The 20,406-nt window shown below is 46.5% G+C and carries 20 protein-coding genes; 8 read left to right on the top strand and 12 right to left on the bottom strand.

All coding sequences use genetic code 11. The features are described 5' to 3' along the window. The first annotated feature begins 89 nt into the window (after nt 1-89). From EXU85_RS34030 to EXU85_RS34015, 4 genes are all read left to right on the top strand, one after another. Nucleotides 90-590, top strand: coding sequence for a Dps family protein (locus tag EXU85_RS34030; RefSeq protein ID WP_142776343.1), 501 nt, complete (start codon nt 90-92; stop codon nt 588-590). A 155-nt stretch (nt 591-745) separates the two neighbouring features. Then, complete coding sequence (locus EXU85_RS34025) at nt 746-1,198, top strand: NUDIX domain-containing protein (protein ID WP_142776342.1); 453 nt, start codon at nt 746-748, stop codon at nt 1,196-1,198. A 53-nt stretch (nt 1,199-1,251) separates the two neighbouring features. Further along, nucleotides 1,252-1,698: a DinB family protein gene (locus EXU85_RS34020; RefSeq protein ID WP_142776341.1), complete on the top strand. Its 447-nt coding sequence runs from the start codon at nt 1,252-1,254 to the stop codon at nt 1,696-1,698. A 39-nt stretch (nt 1,699-1,737) separates the two neighbouring features. Further along, on the top strand, nt 1,738-2,274 hold the full coding sequence (locus EXU85_RS34015; protein WP_142776340.1) for a GNAT family N-acetyltransferase: 537 nt from the start codon (nt 1,738-1,740) through the stop codon (nt 2,272-2,274). Here EXU85_RS34015 and EXU85_RS34010 read toward each other — a convergent pair. The 11 genes from EXU85_RS34010 to EXU85_RS33960 form a co-directional block, all read right to left on the bottom strand. Then, entirely contained in the window at nt 2,242-3,624 is a 1,383-nt protein-coding gene (locus EXU85_RS34010) for a sodium:solute symporter family protein (protein ID WP_142776339.1), read from the bottom strand. The genes EXU85_RS34015 and EXU85_RS34010 overlap by 33 nt on opposite strands. A gap of 114 nt (nt 3,625-3,738) precedes the next feature. Then, nucleotides 3,739-4,593, bottom strand: coding sequence for an inositol oxygenase family protein (locus EXU85_RS34005; protein WP_142776338.1), 855 nt, complete (start codon nt 4,591-4,593; stop codon nt 3,739-3,741). An 82-nt stretch (nt 4,594-4,675) separates the two neighbouring features. Next, nucleotides 4,676-5,764 (bottom strand): serine hydrolase, encoded by a 1,089-nt coding sequence (locus EXU85_RS34000; protein WP_142776337.1) that lies wholly within the window; start codon nt 5,762-5,764, stop codon nt 4,676-4,678. Nucleotides 5,765-5,769: 5 nt separating this feature from the next. Further along, a complete protein-coding gene (locus tag EXU85_RS33995; protein ID WP_142776336.1) occupies nt 5,770-7,422 on the bottom strand; it encodes a sodium/solute symporter in 1,653 nt (550 codons plus the stop codon). A gap of 144 nt (nt 7,423-7,566) precedes the next feature. After that, the gene (gene accC, locus EXU85_RS33990) at nt 7,567-8,910 is read right to left on the bottom strand and encodes an acetyl-CoA carboxylase biotin carboxylase subunit (RefSeq protein WP_142776335.1); all 1,344 of its coding nucleotides are present in this window, start codon (nt 8,908-8,910) and stop codon (nt 7,567-7,569) included. 128 nt (nt 8,911-9,038) lie between these two features. Further along, nucleotides 9,039-9,518 carry an acetyl-CoA carboxylase biotin carboxyl carrier protein gene (gene accB, locus EXU85_RS33985; protein ID WP_142776334.1) on the bottom strand — a complete coding sequence of 160 codons (480 nt, stop codon included), beginning with the start codon at nt 9,516-9,518 and terminating at the stop codon, nt 9,039-9,041. A gap of 96 nt (nt 9,519-9,614) precedes the next feature. After that, nucleotides 9,615-10,178: an elongation factor P gene (gene efp, locus EXU85_RS33980; RefSeq protein WP_142776333.1), complete on the bottom strand. Its 564-nt coding sequence runs from the start codon at nt 10,176-10,178 to the stop codon at nt 9,615-9,617. 105 nt (nt 10,179-10,283) lie between these two features. Next, entirely contained in the window at nt 10,284-11,267 is a 984-nt protein-coding gene (locus EXU85_RS33975; protein WP_142776332.1) for a beta-ketoacyl-ACP synthase III, read from the bottom strand. 99 nt (nt 11,268-11,366) lie between these two features. Next, a complete protein-coding gene (plsX, locus tag EXU85_RS33970) occupies nt 11,367-12,308 on the bottom strand; it encodes a phosphate acyltransferase PlsX (protein WP_142776331.1) in 942 nt (313 codons plus the stop codon). A 146-nt stretch (nt 12,309-12,454) separates the two neighbouring features. Next, nucleotides 12,455-12,649: a 50S ribosomal protein L32 gene (gene rpmF, locus EXU85_RS33965; RefSeq protein ID WP_142776330.1), complete on the bottom strand. Its 195-nt coding sequence runs from the start codon at nt 12,647-12,649 to the stop codon at nt 12,455-12,457. 85 nt (nt 12,650-12,734) lie between these two features. After that, complete coding sequence (locus EXU85_RS33960; RefSeq protein WP_142776329.1) at nt 12,735-13,277, bottom strand: DUF177 domain-containing protein; 543 nt, start codon at nt 13,275-13,277, stop codon at nt 12,735-12,737. Nucleotides 13,278-13,511: 234 nt separating this feature from the next. Between EXU85_RS33960 and EXU85_RS33955 the strand changes: the two genes are divergently transcribed. From EXU85_RS33955 to EXU85_RS33940, 4 genes are all read left to right on the top strand, one after another. Then, nucleotides 13,512-14,420, top strand: coding sequence for a DMT family transporter (locus EXU85_RS33955; RefSeq protein WP_142776328.1), 909 nt, complete (start codon nt 13,512-13,514; stop codon nt 14,418-14,420). 80 nt (nt 14,421-14,500) lie between these two features. Then, nucleotides 14,501-14,710, top strand: a complete 210-nt coding sequence (locus tag EXU85_RS33950; protein ID WP_142776327.1) for a hypothetical protein — start codon at nt 14,501-14,503, stop codon at nt 14,708-14,710. Between the two features lie 188 nt (nt 14,711-14,898). Continuing rightward, nucleotides 14,899-16,416 carry a S41 family peptidase gene (locus EXU85_RS33945; RefSeq protein ID WP_142776326.1) on the top strand — a complete coding sequence of 506 codons (1,518 nt, stop codon included), beginning with the start codon at nt 14,899-14,901 and terminating at the stop codon, nt 16,414-16,416. Nucleotides 16,417-16,508: 92 nt separating this feature from the next. After that, on the top strand, nt 16,509-17,051 hold the full coding sequence (locus EXU85_RS33940) for a PolC-type DNA polymerase III (RefSeq protein ID WP_142776325.1): 543 nt from the start codon (nt 16,509-16,511) through the stop codon (nt 17,049-17,051). Here EXU85_RS33940 and EXU85_RS33935 read toward each other — a convergent pair. After that, nucleotides 17,048-20,272 carry a sensor histidine kinase gene (locus tag EXU85_RS33935; RefSeq protein ID WP_142776324.1) on the bottom strand — a complete coding sequence of 1,075 codons (3,225 nt, stop codon included), beginning with the start codon at nt 20,270-20,272 and terminating at the stop codon, nt 17,048-17,050. The genes EXU85_RS33940 and EXU85_RS33935 overlap by 4 nt on opposite strands. Between the last annotated feature and the right edge of the window lie 134 nt (nt 20,273-20,406).

Genomic DNA, 20,406 nt, shown 5'->3' with positions numbered 1-20,406 from the left:
GATTGAGTTAATCGTGTTTTAACAAACAATACGATGCCCATAGAGTTCTTTCTGTGCAACAGGCTTCGTGCCTTAAAACAGATTGACTCATGAAAGCTATCAATCAAATTGATGAACTAGATACACCTTCAGATTTGAAGGAAAAAGGTCGCGAGAAGGTCGCTGAATCAGTGAATCGGCTCGTTGCCGACGCCTTTGCGCTCTATGTCAAAACGAAAAATTTTCACTGGCATATGTCAGGAAAACACTTCCGCGACTATCATTTGCTATTAGACGAACAGGCTGAGCAAATTTTTGCAACGATTGATCCATTAGCCGAACGCGTTCGGAAAATTGGTGGAAACACCATCCGATCGATCGCGCATATCGCTCAGTTACAGCATGTAAAAGATAATGACGAGGATTTCGTATCGGCGCATGATATGCTGAAGGACCTGGAAGCCGAGAATCGGAAGATGGCCAAGCACATGCGCGAGGCTCATAAAATTGCCGACGATGCCGAAGATGTAGCCACTGCCAGCTTGCTGGAGGTTTATATAGACGAAACCGAACGACGCACCTGGTTTCTGTTCGAAACAACACGGGATTAGTTGTTTGTCATGCTGACGAAGGAAGCATCTTAAATCGTCCCAACCTAGTTGTTTGGATATCTTAAGATGCTTCCTTCGTCAGCATGACAAAAAGAGCGGTCGTCTTTTCCGATGATAAATTGGGAAAGACGACCGCTCTTGTATAAGTTGCCTGTATGAAAGTTCGCCCATCTGCGCTCATTTGGCGGCAAAACGCCAACCAAACCGAAGTTTTACTGATGCGTTACTGCTACGGCGGTCAGGATGTGTTCGCCTTACCGGGGGGCAACCCCGACCGGGGCGAAATTTTGCCCGAAACCATCGTACGCGAAATCCGGGAAGAATTAGGGGTTTCGGTAGATGTTGGTGAAATGATTCTGGCGGGCGAAATGCTACTGACCCAACGCAACGACGACGTCTTACACGTTGTGTTTGCCGCCCGAAATATCAACGGTGAACCAATCCTGAATCCGGCCGAAACCACGGCCCTTGAATTAGTCTGGAAGCCTATAACCGATTTAGCCAGCCTGAATATGTACCCGAACATCGGCGCGAAAATTCTGCCCTGGTTTAGTAGTGCTACCTATTTAGGCTATATCGGGCGTATTGAGCAACAGTATTTTGGCTAAGGCGCAAATAGACTACAGCTTTTTATTCAAGAGCCTAAGAAATTGATCATAGTATGCTTATTCAGGTTTTAAAAACCCTATTCCGCCGAGACCTTGAGCGACTAAGGGACGAAATAGACGCCTATACCGACGAGTCTACATTGTGGTATATCGATAAAGGAATCGCCAATTCGGCGGGTAATCTGTGTCTGCATTTGATTGGCAATCTGAACACCTACATCGGTGCTGAACTTGGGAAAACGGGTTATATCCGGCATCGGGAGCTTGAATTTTCGCTGAAGGCTATTCCGAAGTTGGAACTGTTAACAAAGATCGATGAAACCATCAACGTTGTTGATCAAGCACTCGATAGGGTAACGGATGAGCAGCTTAATGATGAATATCCCCAGTTAGTTTTCGACAAAAAGACGTCGACAGGCTATTTGCTGGTTCATTTGACAACGCATCTGACGTATCACCTTGGTCAGATCAATTACCACCGGCGATTACTGGATGTATAAGTGCGTTTTTTTGCTGGAATTCAGACATACAATGGACGTATGGACGAGCAATTTGAAACAGAAAGGTTGATTCTTCGGGATTACCGACCTACGGATCTGGAGTCGATACAAGCCTATGTTAGCCAACCAATGGTCGTTCAATATGCGCCCTGGGGGCCCAATACACTGGCGGATACGGAGGAATTTCTGGAAGAAGTACAGGAAAGGAAGAACGAAAAGCCACGATTAGCCTATGAATTTGCTGTTGAATTAAAAAAGGATGGTCGCCACATAGGCGGTTGCGAATTGGCTATTAGTGAACAAGAGCCTGTGGAAGCTATGTTGGGCTATATACTTCACCCCGACTACTGGAACCAGGGCTATGCTACAGAAGTGACTCGTAAGCTAGTCGAACTGGCTATTCATACCTTCAACGCAAAAACCATCAAGGCCACTTGCGATGAACGTAATAAAGGCTCCATTCGAGTGCTGGAAAAGAGTGGCTTTGTGCTGGAAAAGGTAATCGAAAATGATTTTTTGCAAAAAGGGACGATGCGGACCACCTTAGTTTTTAGCTACGCTCCCCCACGGGATTAAACTCCCAACCACCATAGCTACTGCACTGGCAACCAAACCCCATAGCATCGGGGAGATGTCGGTCGTTTGCCAGATACAGATGAGCCACACGGCAAGGCCAATCACCATTGAACATAGGCATCCAAGCAGGTTAGCCCGCTTCCAGTAAATACCGGCTGCTAGGGGCACAAACAGCGAGACAAGACTAAAGGCCGATGATTCGCCAACTAGGTCAAAAATGTTGGTATCGCGGGTGGTACTCATCAGGACACAAGCAACCGAGATAACTACGACTGCCCAGCGGATCGTTTTCAGTAGTGCCTGATCACTGATATCGGGCTGAAAAAACTTCATAACGTTTTCGCCGAAGACCGTTGCCGGAGCCAGAATGGCCCCACTCGATACGCTGAGAATAGCCGAAGTTACAGCCCCAAAGAACAATACCTGCAAGGGTAAACTTCCATGCCGCATAACCATGTTTGGAATGATAAGCTGATTGTCTTTGGGTAAATCGGGGTGGAGGAGTTTAGCACTGAGTGCAATAAATAGCGGCAGCATCGCTATCGTCAGGTACATGCCAGAAGCTAAATAAGATGCCCGAACAGCAATCTTTTCTGTTTTGGCAGCCATAACACGCTGAAAAACGTCTTGCTGTGGAATGGAACCTAAGCCAATGGTTATCCAGGCCGCGATATAAGCCAGCCAGTCTTTATCAGTCGAGTTGGGTAAAAAGCGGAAAAAGCCAACGGGTGTCCGTTTCTGAATGGTTTCCCAACCACCAACTTCCTGCCAAAGCATGATACCCAGAACGGCGAGTGCCAGAATGATTATGAGGTTGTGAAAAAAGTCCGTGACAGAAATGGACCACATGCCCCCCAGCAAGGTGTAAATCATAACAATGGCCGCGCTGGCAATGATGCAATACTCACGAGGAACATCTGTCACAACGCTTAGCACAATACCAATGGCCACCAGCTGGGCCGCAATCCAGCTAAAATAGGAGGGTATTACGATCAATGCCGACAACAACTCCGCCGACCGGCCGAACCGGATTCGGAAATAATCGGAGAAAGTGGTGATGTTGAGCCGATACAAAGGGCGAGCGAAGAAAGCCCCGACCAGAAACAGACACAATGCCGACCCAAAGGGTTCTTCTATCACGGCCAGAAACCCACCCTCCACGAACATGGCGGGCGCCCCCATAATGGTTTCTGAGCCGAACCAGGTGGCGAAGGTTACCGATGCTGCCAAAAATAATGGCAATCCACGCCCGGCTAGTACAAAATCCTGCGACGTCGTAACGCGCCGGGCTGCCCATGCACCGACAGCAACATTGGAAAGTAGATAAAGACTTATAAAAAAGAGGAGCATGGGAAAGAATGGTAAACACAGAGATAACGGAGATTGGCATGGAGTACACGGAGTGTTGTCAATCCCCTGTGTACTCCATGCCAATCTCCGTTATCTCTGTGTTTACTAAAAAAATTACAACTTTAGCGTTGCGGGCAAATACTTCGCAATCAAGTCTTCGTAATAGGGCTTCAACTCGCTTACAACGGGTGGTTTTGGGCTTTTTGAATACAAATCATACGGATTGAACTTACGCACCCACTTGAATAGCTCATGATCGTGCGCGTCCATCAGGTGATTATACGCTTCCTCGCGGTGTTGCGAGTAAAATGAGTGATAGCGCATCATGTACAGTGCCGGTTCGGGCATGTAATCTTTCATGATCTGGTACAAATACTCATCATGCCCCCAGGACATATGCACGTTGCGCAGGCCACAGTTCGGCTCGTAAACGCCGTATTTGGTGTTATACCGCTCGTCGTAGCTGTCAGGGTTGTTAACGAAGAACTCGGGATAAACAATCTTGTCGGAATGCTTACAGCCAACTGGGAACGTATCGCCAACCACAGCCCACTGAGCCTCGCCGAACAGGCAAAGAACTTTGCCCATGTCGTGCAAAAAGCCTGTTAGTACGAACCAGTCTGGATGACCGTCGGCACGGATGGCTTCAGCAGTTTGAAGCAGGTGTTGAAGTTGATCGAGGTCGGTGTCGGGGTCGGAGTCGTCAACAAGGGTGTTCAAAAACTCCATAGCACCCCAAACCGGCAATTCTTTCTTATCGAATTTCAGAAACTCGCGCTCCTTTTCCCGCACGAAATCATAGGTCTGGTACGTGTGATTGAGCCGATAGAACTCACGAACCGTATCACGCTCTGGCGTGTCGTAGTTCCGATAGTCTTCTTTCGACTTATGCTCGGGTTCTGGGTAGCGACTCAGTAGGTCGTCTTCCCACTGATCGAGACTGGTAAGGGGGGCGGTTTCGCTGATCATGACGAACTAAAATTTAGACGGTAAATCTACAAATTTATTACTGTTAATCAGTACAATAGAGCCACAAAATGGACTAAAGTTACTATCGGGTTAATTCATCCAATACCAGGATATTAGCCACTTCATGCTGACCCGAATCAGTAAGGATTTTTAAAACGGCTTCGGCATTGGCTTTGTTATCGGCTTTATTCGAAAAATAGGCCATCAAAAACTTCTTTGATGGTATGCTTACCACATAATTGTTAAAACCACACGTACTACCTGAATGAAACAAAACGGGCTCTGTTGGCTCACGGAAAAACCAGCCAGCCCCATAATAACTACCCGGCTTTGACCGAATGGCTTGCTTCATGCGCGTTATAGCCGCCTTAAGATCAAGTAACGTTCCATTTTGAAGCGCATTACTCCATTTCTTATAATCGGTAAGCGATGTGTAGACGCCACCATCGCCTTTGGTCGCACTGGTTACGCTCTGGTCTGAGAAAACAAACGTATTCCCTTTTTGCCTGTAACCCATAGCCCGATTAGCCATCGGTTTCCCCGCTTCATAAACAACCGACTGATTCATCGTCAAAGGCTGAAAAATTCGCTCTTGAATAAACGACGCAAATGACTTCCCTGATACTCGTTCGACGATCAATGCCAGCAAACAATAACCAGAGTTACTGTATTGGAACTGGCTCCCCGGCTCAAAATAAAGTGAATCACGATCTTTCAGTAACGTGAGCACATCGGCGTCTACCAATTGTGCTCGCTGGTTGGGATTCATAACCGATTCATAATCCAGAATCCCCGATGAGTGAGTTAGCAAATTTCGTACCTGCACCTTCCGGGCCACTTGCCCGGTAAACTCGGGACAGAATTTAACCAGCGGATCATCGAGAGATAATTTGTGCTCTTTTTCCAAAAGCAGAACCCCCATTGCCGTAAACTGCTTCGAAACAGACGCCATTCGGAAGTTAGTTTCGGATGTAATCAGCGATTTCTTCTCAACGTTGGCCAGGCCGTATCCTTTCTGATAAACGATTTTACCGTCGATCTCAACCAACAAAGCAGACCCCGGCTGATTGGGTTTTGTCGTGGCCCGCATCAGTGAGTCAAGCCGTTCACGTAGTTGAGCCAGCACAGGAGTTGACATAAGCAGTAGCCCAGCCAGCAGAAATTTCAACATCGATCTTACCAGAAGACAGTGTACAAGACTGCCAAAATACCGAAAATACTAACAGACCCAATGACAAAGGAAGGGGTAACCCGGAATAAACTTCGATCAACAATGATGCCTTTCTGAGGAACATGACTGGCTGGATCAGTTAAGGAGACAAGCACCATTAAAAGGATGTCTATGCAGAATACCCAGGTCGTTCGGTGTAGAAACGGGATCGAATCGGCCTGAACACCAACCAGATCCATCACTTCTGGCCAGAATTTGAGTAAAAGTGATAGTGGCAGGGTCAGAAGAGCCACCGTCATCGCGGCTCGGTTGGTAGCCCGTTTCCAAAAGAACCCAAGCAGGAAAATGGCAAAAATACCGGGTGTAATAAAGTTAGTGTATTCCTGAATGTACTGGTACACCTGATCGAGCGAGCGCAACATAGGTGCAATTGAGATCGCTATGGCAAACGATACAATAACAGCCCATCGCCCAACCCTAACCAGTTTCTTATCCGAAGCGTTTTTGTCGATGTACTTTTTATATAGATCGAGGGTAAAAATGGTCGAAATAGAATTGCATTTACTAGCGAGCGAAGCAACAACCGCAGCGGTAAGCGCTGCAAAGGCAAGGCCTTTCATTCCGACAGGTAATAAGTTCATCAATACAGGATAAGCCTGGTCGGGTTTCACCGTTCCCGATGCATCGGTCATGGCTGCGCGGAAAGGCCCGCTTTGGTATAATACAAAGGCTGCAATGCCAGGAATAACGACAATAAGCGGGATCATTAATTTTAGAAATGCCGCAAACAGAATCCCGCTTCGGGCAGTCTTCAGATCGGCGCCTAGCGCCCGTTGCACAATGTATTGATTACAGCCCCAATAGTACAAGTTGTTAAGCCACATGCCACCTGTAACTAACGCCATCCCTGGTAGAACATCGTAATACGGATGCCCTTTGGCAAAGAACATATGAAAGTGACCATCAGCCCGTTGCCGCAGAGACAATAACCCATTCCAGACACTGGTCATCCCAATGGCGGTATCGCCCGTATCTTTTGCGACTAGCTGTAAGGCTAAATAAGTAATGACTAGTCCACCAAAAATCAGTACAACTACCTGAATTACATCGGTATACCCAATAACTTTCATCCCACCTAATGTAATAAAAATGGCGAACACGGCCAGTCCAATCGTGCAGACTGTAAAGGAAATGCCTACCAATGACTCAATCGCAATGGCACCCAAATACAAGATAGAGGCCAGGTTGACCAATACATAAACCACCAGCCAGAATATTGCCAGAATCGTACTGACCGTATCGCTGTACCGCTGCGCCAGAAACTGCGGCATAGTGTAAATGTGGTTTCGGAGGTAGATTGGAATGAAAAATACAGCTACGATAATGAGCACAGCCGCTGCGAACCACTCATACGATGAAATGGCTAGCCCCATCGCAAAGCCTGAGCCCGCCATACCAATGAAATGCTCTGCCGAAATATTTGAGGCTATCAGTGAAGCCCCAATAGCCCACCAGGTTAAGGAGCCCTCTGCGAGAAAGAAATCTGTGGTGCTCATTTGGGATGAGCGTTTTCGCTGGTAGATCCAATAGCCGTAGCCAACAACGATGATAAAATAGATTAAGAAAACGATGTAATCGGCTGTAGCGAGATGATTCATACGGGTGGGTAAAATGAAAAAACCTAGGTAACTTGTCACTAAAGCAAGTCACCTAGGTTTTTCTAATGTAACGCGGACAAGATGTCCGCCTAGTAATATGGCCTATACGTTTTCTCTCTGCAGACAAGATGTCCACGTTACTCCTTACAGTTTACTAAAATCAAACGTCTCTAAAAAGGCTGTAGTAAACTGTCCAGAGCGGAATTTAGGATCGTCCATCAGTTTAATATGAAACGGAATCGTGGTTTTTATGCCTTCGATTACGAATTCCTGCAAAGCACGTTTCATACGCGTAATAACCTCATCTCGCGACTGGCCCGACACAATTAATTTCGCAATCATGGAGTCATAATTCGGCGGAATGGTATAGCCGCTATAAACGTGGCTATCGATCCGAACGCCATGACCACCCGGAAAATGCAGGTTCGTGATTTTGCCCGGTGAGGGCCGGAAACCGTTGGCCGGGTCTTCGGCATTAATCCGACACTCCATGGCAAAGAGTTTCGGGGTATAATTTCGGCCTGAAATTTCAGCCCCAGCCGCCACTTTAATTTGTTCTTTGATCAGGTCGAAATCCGTAACTTCTTCGGTTATTGGGTGCTCTACCTGAATCCGGGTGTTCATTTCCATGAAATAAAACTCCCCGTGTTTATCAACCAGAAACTCTACCGTTCCGGCACCTTCATAGCCAATGGCCTGTGCCCCTTTGATAGCCGCTTCGCCCATACGCTGCCGAAGATCGTCGGAAACAATGGGAGAGGGTGTTTCCTCCACTAATTTCTGGTGTCGACGCTGAATGGAGCAATCACGCTCCGACAAGTGGCAAACTTTGCCATACTGATCCCCTACGATCTGAATTTCAATATGGCGAGGCTCCTCAACGAATTTTTCCAGATAGAGACCATCGTTGCCAAACGCAGCGCCAGCTTCTGTACGGGCATCATTCCAGGCTTTCTCAAAATCAGCTTCAGACCGGACAATACGCATACCACGACCACCTCCGCCCGCTGTTGCTTTCACAATAACGGGATAGCCCATCCCGGCCGATAATTTCTTGCCCTGCTCAACCGATTCAAGCAGACCGTCGGAACCCGGAATGACCGGAACACCGGCAGCGCGCATAGTTGCTTTTGCCGTGGCTTTATCGCCCATGCCGTTGATCTGCTCGGCAGTAGCGCCAATAAACTTAATACCATAATCCGCGCAGATTTGCGAGAACTCAGCATTTTCAGATAGAAATCCGTAACCAGGGTGAATAGCATCGGCACCGGTTACTTCGGCGGCCGAAATAATATTGGGAATGCTTAGGTAAGACTGTTTACTAGTGGGTGGACCAATACAAACAGCTTCATCGGCAAAACGTACATGTAAACTATCGCGGTCGGCAGTTGAGTAAACGGCCACCGTTTTAATGCCCATTTCGCGGCAAGTGCGGATAATTCGCAACGCGATTTCTCCCCGGTTGGCGATTAATATTTTTTTGAACATGGTCTAAGTGAATGAGTGAATGAGCGAATGAGCGAATGAGTGATTGAGTGAATGAATAGCTGATGCATGCCTACATTCACTCAATCACCGCTCCGGCGGCCCGGTCATTCGCTCATTCACTCATTAAATTAAATGGGTTCTACCAAAAACAGCGGTTGGTCGTATTCGACTGGAGTGGCATTTTCTACCAGAATCTTCACGATGCGGCCCGATACTTCCGACTCGATTTCGTTGAAGAGCTTCATGGCTTCGATGATGCAAACAACTTTGCCTTCGGTGACACTATCACCCACCTCTACAAACATGGGCGATTCTGGATTCGCCGACCGATAGAAGGTGCCAATCATCGGCGATTTGATGGTGATGTAGTTCGACGTATCAGCTTTTGGTGCCGATACTACTGGCGTGGCCGCAGCTGTTGGCATGCTAGCTACCGGAGCCGCCTGTGCAACTGGAGCCGGAGCTGCTGGTGCAGCAACGGGAGCGACAGGAGCGCCTTGTCCATACCGTTTGACGCTGATTTTCAGGTCAGTTGTTTCGATATTGACTTCATCCAGGCCCGATTGCGAGATAAAGTCGATTAGTTGTTGAATATCTTGTGTACTCATAGCTTTTGGATGATGACCGGGTCGCCGGAGCGATGATGAATTATGAATGACAATCAGCTTGGTATACTCATCATTTATAATTCATCATTCAAAAACTTATTTCACTCGTTCTACGTAATCGCGTGTGCGGGTATCAACCCGTATTTTTTGACCAGATTCGATAAATAGCGGCACCATAATTTTAGCTCCCGACTCTACTTCAACCCGCTTTTTGGGGCTGTTGGCTGTATCGCCTTTGATGCCTGGTTCGGCATAGGTTACTTCCAGCTCAACGAACGGTGGTAACTCACAGGAAAGGGGTGTGTCGGCATCGGCATTGATCAGAATTTCGACCTCCTGGCCTTCTTTCATCAGATCAGCTCCTTCAACAAGTTTTTCGTCGAGGTTGATTTGATCAAATGACTCCTGATCCATGAAGTTATACCCGGATTCATCTTTGTAAAGATATTGGAATTTTCGGCGTTCAACACGCACAGGGTAAATTGTTGCTCCCGAGTTGAAGGTATTATCAATCACGCGACCCGTTGTCAGGCTTTTCAGTTTGGTACGTACGAACGCAGCACCTTTGCCGGGCTTAACGTGTTGAAATTCTGTTATTTGAAAAAGGTCGTTGTTGTAATTTAAGACCAGTCCGTTGCGGATATCTGCGGTCGTTGCCATTTTTTATTAATGAATAATGATTAATGTAAAATGAATAATAAAACAGAAACTGAGCTAACGTGTTTGGTTAAGCCCATTATGCATTGTTCATTATCCATTTAAGAGTTAATAGGCCCACTTCACATAAGCGGCTCCCCAGGTAAAGCCTCCACCAAAAGCGGCTAACACTAAATTGTCGCCCTTTTTGAGCTGAGACTCGTAATCGAATAAGCACAGTGGAATCGTGGCTGCTGTCGTGTTGCCATACTTATGGATATTCATCATGACCCGCTCCGACTCGATTCCCATTCTGTGTGCAGTGGCATCAATGATACGTTTATTTGCCTGGTGAGGCACTAGCCAGGCGACATCAGATCCTGAAAGGCGATTACGCTCCATGATCTCTGCTGATACGTCTGCCATGTTTTTCACGGCGAACTTAAAGACAGAAGGCCCATCCTGATAAACGTAGTGCCAGCGTTTTTCTACCGTTTCGTGGGTGGGTGGGTAACGGCTACCCCCGGCCTTCTGGAATAAATGGTTTTGCCCAATTCCATCCGATTTGATAATAGAATCCACGATGCCAAAGCCATCGGCATTCGGTTCGAGCATGACAGCACCGGCTCCATCGCCAAACAGGACACAGGTAGTCCGGTCCGTATAATCGACAATAGCCGACATCTTATCAGCTCCAACAACCACTACTTTTTTATACTTACCTGTTTCAATAAATTGGGAACCAACGGTAAGTGCATATAAGAAACCCGAGCAAGCTGCCTGAATATCGAAGCTTCCGACATTTCGGATACCAACCATATCGCAGATGAGATTGGCGGTACAGGGGAACACATAATCGGGGGTGGTAGTAGCGCAGATGAGTAAATCGACTTCTTCCGGCTTAATGTTAAGCTTTTCCAGCAAACCTGCCACAGCCTTTGCACCCATGTGCGAAGAACCCATGCCTTCGCCTTTCAGAATATGTCGTTCTTTAATACCGGTGCGGCTTGTAATCCATTCATCATTTGTATCCACCATACGCTCCAATTCGGCATTGGTCAGCACATAGTCGGGAACGTAGCCGTGGATTCCTGTTATGGCAGCTTTACTCATAAGTGATATTGGAAAGTTTTCAGTTTACGGTTTATCGTTAGCTGACGCATCCTTACTATACTATCATGCGATAGCCAACTGTAAACTGTAAACAGCAAACTAACTCAGTGCTTGTGCAATTTTAGTGTATGCATTGGACTCAACCTGCCGGATGGCCAGGTTAATCATGTTTTTTATGGCTAAGGGCGACGAGATTCCGTGGGCGATAATCACATTGCCATTAACGCCCAAAATTGGGCTCCCACCCACAGATTCATAATTGGTTTTATCCAGGAATTCATCGCTGATACCACGTTGGCTGGCAACCTTATAAAAGGATTCCCCTAATTTAAACATGGTATTGCCCGTAAAGCCATCCGTTATAATTACATCGGCTTTTCCTTCAAAGAAGTCTCCCCCTTCAATATTTCCAACAAAATTAATTCGACGATTTTCTTTCAGGAGTTGATGTGCCGCCTGTGCAACGAGTGACCCCTTTTGCTCTTCCGAACCAATATTCATCAAGGCAACCCGAGGCTGGTCAATGCCAAAAATATATTGGGCGTAGATCGAGCCCACCACGCCAAATTGAGCCAGCATTTCGGGCTTGCAATCAGCATTGGCTCCAATATCGAGCATAACTGCATAGCCGCCAGTTAATTGCGGAACAAAACCCGCAATACATGGACGCAAAATGCCTTCAATCGCTTTAATACTGAACAGAGCACCTACGTGCATTGCTCCCGTATTACCAGCACTGCAAAACGCGTTGACCTGGCCGTCTTTCAAAAGCTTAAACCCAACTCCAATACTGGAATTGGGCTTCTGTGAGAGCGCCTTGGTCGGATGCTCACTCATTTCGATAACGTCCTCTGCGTTGACCAGTTCAATGTTGGCAACTGCATCTGCACTGTGCTTTTGCATGAGCGCCTGAACAACAGACTGCTTTCCAATCAGCACAATAGTTACATGTTCCGGCAATTCAGCAGCGGCCAGTATAACTCCTTCCACAATTGCTTCGGGAGCGAAATCGCCACCCATTGCGTCCACTGCAATTTTCATTGACTCGGTTTGTTCAATATCTCCCAGGTAAGCTGGATTATAAACTAAATACGCGTAAAAATAGGGAGGTGACGGGCAATAAAAAAGTATTTCGCGTTCATCTTCGGAAAGACGTCAACGAAATACTTTTCAGCAATCAGTAAGATTTAGGCCGTTTTGGCGTAATTCTCAATAACCATTTGCCCTTTGTAGAACAGATTTCCTTCAAAAACGTGGGCGTGGTGGCGCTGATGCACTTCGCCTGTTTGAGCGTCGGTTGAAAGAGCTACTGGGGTAGCTTTGTAATGTGTTCTGCGTTTATCGCGCCGGGTGCTGGAGTGGCGTCGTTTGGGGTGTGCCATTGTTAAGTTTGTAGTTTATAGTTTACGGTTTGTAGTCCATTATTGAAGGTGCAGTAACAACTTCAAACCACGAACGTCAAACGAATTAATTATCACTCAGTTTTCGCAAAGCGGCCCAGCGGGGGTCAATAGTCTGCTGGTCGTCTGCATCGTTACTTTCTACGTCACCGGAACGATAAATAACTTTACCGTTTTCTTCATCCTCCTCCTCTTCTTCGTCCCGGAAACGAGGGTGAAGTCGTTTCATAGGAAGTGAAAGGCTAATGAACTCAAAAATGTAGCGGGCTACATTAATCGTTGTTGTATTTCGTTCGATAAGCTCGATTTCGTCGCTCAACTCTTCGTTGTGGTCGCCGAACTTAAGCAACATTGATTGACGGGTATCAACAGGCTCATCGTATTCGTCCAGACTCCGATCGCAGGTTTGTTCAACTACCCCTACGATATGAAAATCAAGCCGAATCATCGTTTCGGATTTCTCAAGTACCAAATGTGTCTTAACAGTACCAGCCTTGATCAATTCCTGCTCCAGCGCGACAAAAAACGAGTTGTCCGACGTGAAATCGTACTCGTAACGTTTGTTGTCAAGACCGACAATATGAATGTCGTATGCGCGTAATGGGTTCACTTCGATTGGTCGATCCAAAATAAGACCGCAAAGGTACGAATTGTTTGTTAATCAGGAAAGTGATGTGTTAAAAAAGGTTCACGACAAGTTTTTTTGACAGGATTACAGGCTCAATAGGGTTTTTATTGAGCGGAAATCCAGTTAATCCTGCGAGAGAAGCATTGATGTTGTCATTAAAATTAAATTTGCTCACTAGCCAGTTTGGCTAAATACTGGCTGTTTGCAATGCTTTTTATGATCCTAACCATACTTACACTTACTTCTTTTGCCATTCTGGTACGTATTCTGGTCAATCCATTAGCCAATGTGTTTCAAAAACAACTGGCACAACGGACAGCAGACCCTCTTTTCATTATGTCGGTAACGTACGGGGTTTTAATGGCAGTTAGTCTTGTATTCTGGCCACAACTCCGTTTAGTAGGATTATCCACTGAATTTTGGCAAAGTATGCTGGTGAGCAGCCTGTTTGCTATGTTTGGAAATGTGTTTCTGGTGCGAGCCATTCACATCGGCGATTTGTCGGTACTGGGGCCGATTAATGCCTATAAGGCCGTTGTGGGCATGTTGTTCAGTATTTTTTTACTGAATGAAATCCCTGGCTGGTGGGGCGTAGCGGGTGTATTGCTGATTGTGGCGGGGAGCTATGTTGTGTTAAATGATAAGGAACAGCGTGTCAGGCAGTCTGGTTTTTTAGGTGTTATCGGGCTAGTTAAGCGACCAGAGGTGAAGTTACGGTTAGTGGCTCTCGTACTGTCGGCCATTGATGGGGCATTTCTAAAGAAAGCCATTATCCTTTCAACGCCGACCATCGCTTTTTTTTACTGGTGCTTATTGGGTTTTGGGTTTACCCTGATCTGGATTATACGAACCATGCGCACCACCTGGCGCGGGCAGATTACGGTGTTTCTTGCACAGAAAACAACTTACCTGGCTTTGTGTGTCACTATTGGTATATCACAGATGGCGAGTAATATTGCGCTGGCGGCTATGCCGGTTGGGTATGTATTAGCCCTGTTTCAGATATCAGCCTTAGTCAGTGTTTTATTCGGATACCAGTTTTTTCGTGAGCAAGGAATCCTGCGGAAACTCATTGGGGCAGGCATTATGGTGGGTGGGGCTGCACTAATTACAGTACTTGGGTAAGTAAGCTTGGGATTCTGTGATTTGTCCGAATAACTATCTGTCTGGATTGTGAGTTACTCTTATCTAACTATTCTACTACTATGGCACAATACCAACTTGTTGAGAAACATACGATTGAACACCATAATGAATATTATGAGGTGCGCACAACGCAGAATGATGATCAGTCTAAAAGCTTGTTCTTCACAACAAACGAAGAAAATCTGGAAGACGTAGCAGCCGCGATTGTTGCTGAGCGCATACCCGGTGCAAAACACTGGACGGTGATTCCACACCGTAAAGATAGTTAGCAGACGAGCTATACTAACTAAATAGTAATGATCCGTTAGGTTACGAATTGACCTGTTTTTTCAGGCAGGTGCAAAATTTTAATGAATAGTTAAACATTTTTGCTTGATTATAGTTAGGCCAAATCTTATCTTCACCCTACAAATAGTGCCCCATCAGAAAAGATGGATTGCTACCGTAACGTGTGAAGATGAAGATTGGCCAAACTCTATGCTTAATGGGCTTGCTGATCGGGATGGCTTGCCTGACGGCACCCGCCCAGACGCTGACCGCTGCCCAGACTCGTACCGATTTTACTTACCTTAAGCGTAAACTGGATCTATTGCATCCGGGCATGGGTTATTATACACCCCAACCGCGTATGGAGCAACTTTACGATTCGCTCTATAACCGGCTAACTGCGCCGATGGATTACCTTACGTTTTTTCACCATCTCAGTCCATACGTTACGGCACTGAAAGACGGGCATACAAACCTGAATCACCGCAAAAACTATATTGGGAAGCAGACTCGTTTCCTGCCATTTTATATTCGACCCGTCGATACCAGGTATTTTATCAGTCATAATGTTTCGGCCGATACGAGCCTTCAGCGCGGTACGGAACTGCTTACCATAAATGGCCGTACCATAGGCGATTTGCATACCGAACTAATGAATTCCGACCACTCCGGCTCCGATGGTGATAATTTAACCGGACGCCGACAGTGGAGCCTGGTGCAATTTGCTGACTATTATGCAGCCTGGTATGGTTCTGCCGATTCAGTTTCGATTACGTACCGGCTTTCGGGCGATACGCTGGTTCGACAAACTCGCCTGCGCTGCCCGAATCTGAGTAATTTTCGGACAACGATACGACGTCGATACGGTGTTGAGATGAATCAGCCGGCCAACCTATCCGTCCGGGTTGTAGATACACTTACGCATACGGCTGTGTTACGCGTGTCGTCTTTTATGGGCTTGAAAAAGAAAGACCCGTTTCAGTGGGCATTTAACCGACGTTTGAAGCGGGCTTTTAAACAACTCCGTCAAGACAATATCCAGAACCTTGTTGTTGATATGCAGGGGAATGGGGGAGGAGTGGTGCTGAATTCAGCCCGATTACTACGCTATTGGATGCCAAAGCCGTTCCGACTCATGCAGCAGGAGGAAATGAAACGGGCTGCCAAAGCTGAGCTTATTACCCGTTGGAATCCGCTATCGGTACTCAATTTTAGCCTCCAATATAAATCCGATGATGCGGGTGGTTTTGCCAGTCGCTCGTCACACCGGCGTTATCGGCCTCGTCATAAGGATGCATTTATGGGAAATCTGTATTTCCTGATGAACGGTGCATCTTTTTCGGCAACGACGACTGTTTTGGCCAAAACGCTTGATGCCGGCATGGGAACGTTCATTGGCGAAGCCAGCGGGAGCGCGTATTGGGGAGATTTTGCAGGTCACTTTAAAACCGTAACCCTGCCTTATTCTAAGCTTCAGGTTCGGATTCCACTAAAAAAACTAACCCATGCGGTTGTGCCAGATCGGGCAAATGGTTTTACGGTTGAACCCGATTTTACGGTTACACGTAGTTACGATGATCTGATGAGTAACCGAGATTATGTGCTCGACTACACACTCCGGTTGATTCAGCAGGGGGTAGTTGCTCGTAAACCAATTTTATCCCGACCTTTGCAGGCGTCTTTGCCGTTGCCTGCTATACAAGAATAGACAATTGCCAGATCGTCAGGAGCGAACTGATTGCTTGCTGAAAAGTGTTTACTAATAAACGCGCCGATAGAGTGGCGCTAACCGATTCGTGAGTGTATTGTATCGTTGATGTTGAAACAACTGGGGGCGTGAAAGGCCCATCCCGCCTTACTGAAATTGCCATCTTCCGTCACGACGGTCAGCAGGTTGTTGATTCTTTCCATTCCTTGTTAAATCCTGGTTGCCCGATTCCACCCTTTATCCGGCATCTGACTGGTATAACGGAAGAAATGGTTCAGGATGCACCCACCTTTGCCGACGTGGCTAACGATGTCCTTAGTATTACTGAAGATGCTGTTTTCGTAGCGCATAACGTCGGCTTCGACTTTAGTTTTATACAGAAAGAATTGAATTGGTTAGGGCATGATTTCTTTCGACGAACCCTTTGCACCGTTCGAACAAGCCGTAAACTGATTCCGGGTTATCCTTCTTATAGTTTAGGGAAACTTTGCCGTTCGCTGGGTATTCCGCTCAATGGTCGGCACCGTGCGCAGGGCGATGCTGCCGCTACGGTTCTGCTATTTGAAATGTTACTCCGCCACGATTCTCAGGGAATAATTCCCCGCGTTTCTACGCCGATAGATGACCTTCGTTAACTTGATTGTGGCAAATTGGTTGGCGATTTAGTTGAGCGATGTCGGCTAACAGAACTGGTTGGAATTTCAATTGTAGCCTGAACGCCATAACTCGGTTTGCTCTGCCAGGAAATGCGTCCGCCCAGCAAGGCCACTCGCGATTCAATATTGCCGATGCCTAAGCCAGCTCCCTTTTTTTGTGCCTGCTCGTAACTGAACCCAAGGCCATTGTCCTGGTAGATTAACACAATGCGATCAGACTGGTAGAGCATGTGTAAATCTATCCGATTGGCGTTAGCGTGTTTTAACGAGTTACTGACTAACTCTTGTGTAATTCGATATAACATTACTTCAGTATTAGTAGGGAGCCGATCGGTATTCTCGGTCGGTTCGCTGAGAAGGAATTGGGCGTCAATAACACCACTTGCACTAATACGAGAAAACAGTTCATCCACAGCTGCTACATAGCCGTGCCGCTCCAGCGTTTGTGGATTTAGTTTTCGAAGCAGGTTCCTAACATCACTAATGGTATCATTGATTAATTCGAATACGGTAGCTTTGAGTACCAAAATCTTCGGGTTCTCACCCGCTAACTGGGTAAGTTGAGTAGTATATAATTTGATCGTAGCCAGCCGGGTCCCAATTTCATCGTGTAAGTCACGGGCAATATCTTTTTTTACCTGTTCCTGAATATCATAAGCCAGCCGCAGGCGGTCCACTTCCTGGCGACGGATAGCATTTTCTCGCTGACGAATCCAGCCCCATATTGCTAGTATGATCAGTACAATAACGATTAGTATAAAGGATATACTTCTCCAGAAAGGCGGCTCAATATGAATGGCTAGTTTGTGGATACGGTGACTCCAATAACCATCCTGATTTGCTGTTTTGACCTGAAATGTATAATCGCCAGGGGGCAGGTTTGCGTATCGGACGTAATTGCGTTCTCCCGCCCGCACCCATTGGTCATCATAGCCAGTTAGCTGATACTGATAATTATTCTGGCCGTTGCTAAAGAAATCCAGAGCGGCAAATTCCAGGGCCAGCGTATTTTGGGTATGATCTAAGTCGATGCGCGTTGCTTCTCCTACATAGATATCCGTAGTAAATGGCACCTCGTTAATGCTCAATGAATAAATATAAACATAGGGATTAACTAAACTGCTATGGAAAGCGTCAGGACGAAACCGGTTAAATCCGTTAACGCCCCCAAAATATAACTCACCATTTGCCATGCGTACAAACGCATTCCCGTTGAACTCGTATCCCTGAAGGCCATCTGTAGGAGTAAAGTTTTTCATTGCCTGTGTGGTTGGGTCGAAGCGCGAGATGCCTCGGTTTGTACTCATCCAGATTTTATTCTGGGCATCGGTAAGCGTACCATAGACAAATGAACTGGCTAGCCCCTGGCGCTCGGTGTACAAACGAAACTTGCCACTTTGAGCGTTCAGCGCTACGGCGCCCCGGTCGCAGGAAAGCCAAAGAGTTTCCTTGCTGGCATCAGGCCGAATATGGAGCACCATATAGCCTTTTAACCCCGATCGGATAAATTTCCAATTCAGTGGCTTGACTCCTCTGGCTTGAAAACCTCCCGCCGGAGAGTCTCCAGTTCGGGATAATTGGTAGCAGTAATACCCATTCAGATACGTACCAACCCATAGCTGCCGGGCGGGTGCATTGTACCAAAGGCTAAATATATTCTGCCCATCCAGCACAGGTACTTTAGACCATTTACGTTGGACTGTATTCAGTGCATAAATCCCATCTTCGGTAGCTGCTACCAGCATTGTATCGGAAATGCTGACCAGGTTACGCACATAATTGGCGCTTAGTAAACTGGTCGAGGATGGAAACAAAATGGATTCGAATAGTTTGGTTTTTTGATCGAACGCCATTACCCCGCCCGTTCTACCTACCCAAATGCGTCGCTGAGGATCGCGATAAAGGCTTCGGGCAATACTTCGAACAGGGCCGCTACTTGATGGAATATTGGTTAGATAGCGCTCTGTAATACGGTTGGTACGAGGATCCAGGATATCAATGCCGTTTTGGGTAAGAACCCATAGCCGGTCGAAGCGCTCTTCTAAAAAACCCCGGACGGTATAGCTACTTAGGCGTTGATTAGCGGGGAGGGTATCACTAACCTGGGCTTTCGTAAGTCCGCCAAATAAAAAGGCATCTGGAACAATGCGAGCTAGCCCGTCAGGATCGGTATTGGCCCATACAATCCCCAGGTTATCGATATATACTTTGCTGATTTTAAACTCGCTCAATTGGCGGGTATTTTTCATGAAGCTATGAACCTGTCCAAACATTCGTGCTCGTTTATCGAAGTAAAGCACGCCATCACGTTGCGTCCCGAGCCACAGCCGCCCACGCTGATCGGAGGCAATGCTATAAATAGCACTTATAGGTTTGGCTCCCAATACTGTGTATGTCTGATAAGTTGCCTGACGATAATCAAAGCGAATCAGCCCAGTTCCAGTACCCAGCCAGACAATATCGTCAGCATCAATATAAAATGAAAAAATGGCCTGCGCCTGCCCAAACAGGTTATGAGGATGGCTGCTGAAATAATGCGAAAGGGATTGGCTTTTAGGATTATAGCGGAGTAGACCTGTAGAAGCATGAAGCCAGATATCGCCCGTTGCTGATCGAACTGCCGAGCTTTGTAGATCGTATTCTTTAGTAGGGTGTAAGTTGGCGGCCAATATGGTTTTATGCCGTTTTCGATAGTCGAACTGTACTAAGCCCTCCGAATCACTGAGGTAAATCAGTTCAGTTTGGTTAATGAAAAATGGAATTGTGCGGCTACTCAGGCGAGTTTGCCTATGTTTAGAGTCATTAACAAAGAAACAATCGAAACGGTCTTTCTTTCGATCATAGCGGTTTAGTCCTTCTTCTGTACCGATCCATAAGTTGGCATCGGAGTCTTCAACGATGCCAAAAATATTAATCCCCCGAATGGTGCCAGACTGAATAGTTCCATCTTTATTAAGTGCTGGACGATACGTGCGGAAGCGATGCCCATCATAGCGATTTAGACCATCCTGTGTGCCTAGCCATAGAAACCCACGACTATCTTTCAGCATATAATAAACCGATCCCTGCGTCAGCCCGTCGCTAACACCAACATGGTCTATTCGAAACACAGTACCTGACGAAGCTGACTGTGTCCACCCAAACTGAGGGACTAAGCTCAGGAAGAGGAAGTGGAAGCATAAGCAGCCAAGTCGTGTCATGGAAATAAAATAAGCTTGTAGGAAGGGACTGTAAATGAGCTATCTATTTACTAAATATCCAAGTTTGTCAACCAATAAATACCATTTTCAGGCTATTACTTCGGCTGTAGGTAATAATAACTAAGAAATATAGG

The organism is Spirosoma sp. KCTC 42546 (assembly GCF_006965485.1).
In the GTDB taxonomy this organism is placed as follows: Bacteria; Bacteroidota; Bacteroidia; order Cytophagales; family Spirosomataceae; genus Spirosoma.
This window is presented reverse-complemented; position numbering and strand designations above follow the sequence as displayed.